Source organism: Spiroplasma sp. ald (assembly GCF_044714355.1).
In the GTDB taxonomy this organism is placed as follows: domain Bacteria; phylum Bacillota_I; class Bacilli_A; order Mycoplasmatales; family Mycoplasmataceae; genus Spiroplasma; species Spiroplasma phoeniceum.
Window position 1 is genome coordinate 1 of record NZ_RXFY01000069.1, and the last position, 6,100, is coordinate 6,100.

Consider the following 6,100-nt stretch of genomic DNA (forward strand, 5'->3'; position numbering starts at 1 on the left):
ATTAAATTTTTAAATAAAAGACATAATTAATTAAAATTATAATTTGCTATTAGTATCTTTTTAAAAATATTTATAATTATTTTAATAGGTTATGCAAGAAGTCTATTTTAGATTCCTATAATTTCTATTTTAAATATATTTTATAGGAATTTTAAAATAACTAGGTTATGCAAGAAGTCTAATGTTTAATAAACACTGTTATTAAACAATGTTAAATATATAAAATAATAAAAATTGGCACACTGAAAAATACTATTAAATTTTAAAGTAATAGTTATATAAAATAAATTAATAAAAATAAATAAACTAGTGTGCCTTAGTTTTGTTTAAAATCTTAATAATAACAAAAATTCCAAATGGAATTAAAATAATTCATGCATCACCTAAAAAGATCATTAATTGCGGTAAAATACCATATACAGCATCTTTTACTTTACCCATTGCATTACCTAAACCAGTTCAAATGGAATTCATTCCATCACCAAAACCGATTTTTGTAACTGTTTCAGTTAATAAATTCATTATTTTCTATCCTCCTTTTTTTCAAGTTCTTTTTTATCTTTTTTCTTACTTTGAATTTGTTTAACTTTTTGATAAATTGATAAACCAATTCATGCAAAAATACCTAACAAAATCAAAAACTAAATATCCATGTTAATCATACTGGCATGATATAGCTCCTTTCAATAAATTAAAAAATTGAAATTTTCAAACTCGCTCCGCTGGTTGTCGCTTTGCTCCAACTACCCAGTAATAATTGCAAAACAATTCTGGCTAGATTAAGTGAGCGAAACCCGAATGTAGATATAGAAGATATAAAATTGTTGTATAATCATTATGATAATACTTATTTTTATGTTCATATTTTTGCAAAACCAAATTCACAATACTTTGGTTGAGAAATTGTTAATTTTTCTATTTCTTAAAAAAAACCATATCAACTGTAAGTACAGACCCTAACTTAGGGGAACTACCCAGTAATAATTGCAAAACAATTCTGGCTAGATTAAGTGAGCGAAACCCGAATGTAGATATAACACAGATAATAGTCACTTTTGTTAGTGATAATGAAGATGGTAGTCAATCATGAAGAATTATCCCTAGTTCAAATTCAATTTATTATGGTTCAAATAATATTCGTTCTGCAAACAATTATGAAATTTGAAATAACTAAAATAAAAAGAACATTTCTTAGTAAAATTTTAACATAATTTTTATTTTAGATGTTCATTTCTGAGTTGATTTGTTGCACTTGCATTTACAATCTACAAGTTAATAAAAATAATAAAAAAATATTAAAATATAGGGTTGAAATGAAAAAATATTCGTATAAAATTGAAATCTTCTGCGAAAATTTTTCTAAAAAAGAGTATAATAAAATGTGGCAATAATTTCATTGCTAGTATTCCACTTATATATTTAAAATTAATACTTCTTACTTAATCTTTTAAGTAAAGGAGAAATAATTATGCAAACACACACAGGAGTAATTATCCTTATTGCTGTTGCAATAGGTTTTTACTTTCTTGGATATTTATTTGAAAAATATTTAAGATTTAAATTAATCAAAAAAACAAAATTAAAAATTAAACAAGCAGAAGATAAAGCAAAAAAAATTATTAATGCTGCTAAAGCAGATGGACGCGTTGAAGCAGCACAAATTAGACAAGAAATGAAAGATGAATTAACTCGCAAACGTGAAGAATTTTTAGCAACCGAAAAATTTTTAGTAGATAGAGAACGTTTAATTGTTGAGAGAGAAGAAGTATTAAATGGCAAAGAGCAAGAAGTGTTTCGCAAGAAAGAAGAATTGCAAGGAAAGATTAACTATTATCAAGAAATGGTAGAACGAAATCTTCATCAACTTGAAAAAGTTGCCGGATATTCACTTGAAGAAGCAAAAGATGTTCTTTTTAAAGAAATAAGTGATCGGTATCAAAAGGAAATTGGTGAATTTTTACGAAATGCTGAAAATACTGTAAAAATTAATGCCAAACAAACAGCCATTAACATTATTACTACTGCAATTGAACGTTATGCAGCAAAAGTTGTGGCAGAAAAAACAACAACTTCAATTTATTTAGAAGATGATAATATGAAAGGACGAATTATTGGGAAAGATGGGCGTAATATTCGTACATTTGAAATAGCAGCAGGGGTTGATTTAATTATTGATGATACACCTAATGTTGTACAAATTTCATCTTTTAACCCAATTCGTCGGGAAATTGCAAAAAAAACTTTAGAAAAATTATTACTTGATGGCCGAATTCAACCAACGCGAATTGAAGAAACAATCAAATTAGAACAAGAAGAAATCGAAGTGACAATTCTTGAAGTAGGAAAAGAAATTGCGGCTGAATTAGCAATTCATAATTTAGATATTGAATTAATTCGTCACTTAGGAATTTTAAAATATCGAACTAGTTATGGTCAAAATGTCTTATTACATTCTGTCGAAGTAGCAAAATTAGCAGCAATAATGGCAAGTGAACTGGGGTTAGACCCTGCAATTGCAATGCGTGCTGGGTTATTACATGATATTGGAAAAGCAGTTGATTTTGAAAATGAAGGAAGTCATGTTACTTTAGGTGTTCAAATTGCAACAAAATGTAATGAACATTCAATTATTATTAATGCAATCGCTTCGCATCATGGCGAAGTACCAGTAACTAATCCTTATTCTATTTTAGTATCAGCATCTGATACGTTGTCAGCTGCTCGTCCAGGCAGTCGTAATAATACTGTTGAAAATTATATTGCCCGAATGAATGAGTTAGAAAAAATTTGCCAAACAGTCCATGGTGTCCAATCAGCTTATGTTTTACAAGCAGGACGACAAATTCGAGTTATTGTTAATCCAATTATTAATGATGATGCTCGTACTCATAAAATTGCGCTTGATATTAAGGAAAAAATTAAACAAGCAAAGGCAATTCCTGGTGATATTTTTATTACAGTTATCCGTGAATTACGAGTTACGGAAACTGTTATTTAAAGAATAAAATTTTTATTCTTTTTTTATGTTAATTTTAGTATAATTAATTAATAGGAGTGTATTTGTTATAAAAATTAAAGGAGAAAAATATGATTGGAGATTTTTTAGCGAATCGATTGAAAAAATCAATTGAAAAAAATATGAAAAAATCAACTTTAACGACTGATGCTATTACTGAAACAATGCGTGAAATTCGATTAGCATTATTGGAGGCTGATGTTAATAATGAAGTAGTTAAAGATTTTATTAAAGCTGTTGAAACAAAAGCACGGGGTGAATATATTCTTGATGGATTAAATGCATCACAAATGATGGTTAAAATTGTGCATGAAGAATTAGTTAATATATTTGGAAAAATAGTTAAAGAATTATCACTTACTTCAAAACCAACAATTGTAATGATGGTTGGTTTACAAGGAAGTGGTAAAACAACCACAACGGGGAAAATTACTAAGTTAGTTGAAAAGAAATATCACAAAAAACCATTATTAGTTGCTTGTGATATTTATCGACCAGCAGCGATTGAACAATTAAAAACAATTGGAAAAAATTTAAATATTGAAGTTTTTGAGCGCGGAACACAAAATCCAGTAACGACTGCGCAACAAGCAATTACTTATGCAAAAGATAATAAAAATGATGTTATTTTAATTGATACAGCTGGACGTTTACATATTGATGCTGAGTTAATGCAAGAATTAAAAGAAATTAAAAATAATATTACCCCGGATGAAATTCTTCTTGTTGTTGATGGGATGACAGGGCAAGACATTATTAATGTTGCGATTGAATTTAATCAGTTATTAAAATTAACAGGAGTAGTTGTTACAAAACTAGATGGTGATGCTCGTGGTGGGGCTGCTTTGTCAATTACACATTTAACAAAATTACCAATTACTTTTATTGGAACTGGAGAAGGAATGAGTAATTTACAAATCTTTTATCCTGACCGAATGGCTGATCGAATTTTAGGAATGGGAGATGTTCAAACCTTAGTTGAAAAAGCAAAAGATGTATTAGATGAACGTGATATCAAAAAAACAATGAATCGAATGATGATGGGACAGTTTGATTTGCAAGATTTATTAAACCAAATGCGCCAAATTTCAAAAATGGGTAAAATGAGCGGAATTATGAAATTATTACCTGGAATGCCAAAATTAAGTGATGAAAAAATTGCTGATGCTGAACGAAAATTAAAAGTAACCGAAGTATTATTATCATCAATGACAGTGAAAGAACGTCGTGAACCACGATTATTAAAACATTTATCACGAAAAAATCGGATTTTAAAAGGCTCAGGACGAACTGAAAAAGAATATAATGAGCTAATTAATCAATTTGAAAAAACAAAAAAACAAGTTGATGAAATTGCTCGTCAAATTAAATCAGGGCGTATGCCAAATATTCCTGGGATGGGTGGTCTAAGCGGAATGGGTTTTAATTAATCTATTTAAGAAAACTGTTTTTTAAACAGTTTTTATTTTGTGATACAAAATAATGTTGTTTTAACAAAATTATTTCTAAATAATAAAATGACTATCCAAGATTAAACATTATAAATTATTAAAAGTCTTAGAAAAGGAAAAACATATGAAAGAAAATAGCAAAAAATGGTGAATGATTAATATTAATAAAATAAAAATTAAAGATAACATTAGTTCTTCATCAGCAACAATTGTTTCAAGTGATTTTTCGTTTTATCGAGGATCAGTGATTCTTTATTATACTCTTGATAAATCAATTGCTAATCAAATTGATTTAAATCGACAATATACTCCAAATAAAACTTGAGTACAAAATCGAGGTTACTGAGGAATGTGAATTAATAATAATATTGCAACAAAACTTGAACAAAATTTAACAAATGCTTTTTTAAGTCCAGTTAATTATACTAATTTACCATTCTATGATCAAAAAGCATTTATTTCTTATGATGAATTATTGTCCTTTTTAGATGAACCAGTTCGACATTCTTGACAACAATTTATCAATCATTATTGTTCAACTTATCAAAATAAATTAAAAGAAATTATTACATTATTTTATAATATTTGTGCTTTTCTTTGAACAAAACAAGAAATTAATAAAGTTTTAAGTTCTGTTATTAGTTATTATTAAAGACGGACAATCTTTAGAAACAAAAGGTTATACAAATTCAAACAACCGGCAAATTGCAATTGCATATGATGCAATAAATTGTAACTATGAAGAGATATGAAAGCAAAATTGGATTGAAGGTGTAATATACCACAGACATTTTGGAGATTTAAACAAAACAAGAAAAAATAATAAAATATATAATTTTAAATATAAAAATATTATTAAAAATAATACATATATAAATAAAAACTCTAAAATTGACACACTAAAAAATATTTTTTAATAAAACTTTATAAATTTTAAATTATTTAGTTAAATTAGTTAAAAATTGAAATGGTGTCTGAAAATTTAAAGATTTATGTACTCTTTCAAAATTATAAAAATAATAGTAATCATTTATTTTATTTTGTAAAGCAACTCCATCCAATATTTTTTCATCAAATACAAATAACTTAGTATAATTTTGATGAAATCTTTCAATTTTACCATTTGACTGTGGAGAACGAACAGGTGTTGTTTGATGTAAAATATTTTTATCTGTTAAAAATTGAGTAAAATTAGTTTCTTTAACAGTACTTTTTTGATTATTCCGATGACTATTAATAAATTCAGAACCGTTATCAGTTCTAATTCGTGTTATTTTAATACCAAATATTTAAATGGCATCGTGTAGATACAAGTTCCAAATTTGTATCTCTTGCTAGATTGATAATAACACTCTTTAAAATAAATGCAACTATTTTTTTAAAAAAAATAAAATATTTGTAATTTTAGTCTATTTTAAGCATATTTAGGCATACTGAAAAATAGTTTATTAAATTATGGCCGTATAAATTATTCAAATAAACTTATTTAAAATTCTCTGAAAATACTTCTTTGGAAGTTCTTCAATTTAGAACAGGTCTTAATTTTTCATTTATAACTTCATTTACTACTCAATAGACTTCTTGCATAACCTAGTTATTTTAAAATTTCTATAAAATATATTTAAAATAGAAA

General features: G+C 26.4%; 6 protein-coding genes. 3 read left to right on the forward strand and 3 right to left on the reverse strand.

Annotated features, from left to right (window positions below; all coding sequences use genetic code 4):
- Positions 1-306 precede the first annotated feature (306 nt).
- On the reverse strand, positions 307-522 hold the full coding sequence (locus EHU54_RS04060) for a hypothetical protein (protein WP_400249072.1): 216 nt from the start codon (positions 520-522) through the stop codon (positions 307-309).
- Positions 522-638, reverse strand: a complete 117-nt coding sequence (locus EHU54_RS04065) for a hypothetical protein (RefSeq protein ID WP_400249073.1) — start codon at positions 636-638, stop codon at positions 522-524. The genes EHU54_RS04060 and EHU54_RS04065 overlap by 1 nt, the downstream gene beginning before the upstream one ends.
- An 830-nt stretch (positions 639-1,468) precedes the next feature.
- Between EHU54_RS04065 and rny the strand changes: the two genes are divergently transcribed.
- The 3 genes from rny to EHU54_RS04080 all read left to right on the forward strand — a co-directional run bounded on the left by rny (position 1,469) and on the right by EHU54_RS04080 (position 5,119).
- Positions 1,469-2,998, forward strand: a complete 1,530-nt coding sequence (rny, locus tag EHU54_RS04070; RefSeq protein WP_400249074.1) for a ribonuclease Y — start codon at positions 1,469-1,471, stop codon at positions 2,996-2,998.
- Positions 2,999-3,087: 89 nt separating this feature from the next.
- Positions 3,088-4,446, forward strand: a complete 1,359-nt coding sequence (gene ffh / locus EHU54_RS04075; protein WP_400249075.1) for a signal recognition particle protein — start codon at positions 3,088-3,090, stop codon at positions 4,444-4,446.
- A gap of 145 nt (positions 4,447-4,591) precedes the next feature.
- Positions 4,592-5,119, forward strand: a complete 528-nt coding sequence (locus tag EHU54_RS04080; protein ID WP_400249076.1) for a hypothetical protein — start codon at positions 4,592-4,594, stop codon at positions 5,117-5,119.
- Positions 5,120-5,405: 286 nt separating this feature from the next.
- Here EHU54_RS04080 and EHU54_RS04085 read toward each other — a convergent pair whose 3' ends face one another.
- The gene (locus tag EHU54_RS04085) at positions 5,406-5,756 is read right to left on the reverse strand and encodes an integrase core domain-containing protein (RefSeq protein ID WP_400249077.1); all 351 of its coding nucleotides are present in this window, start codon (positions 5,754-5,756) and stop codon (positions 5,406-5,408) included.
- Positions 5,757-6,100: the final 344 nt, after the last annotated feature.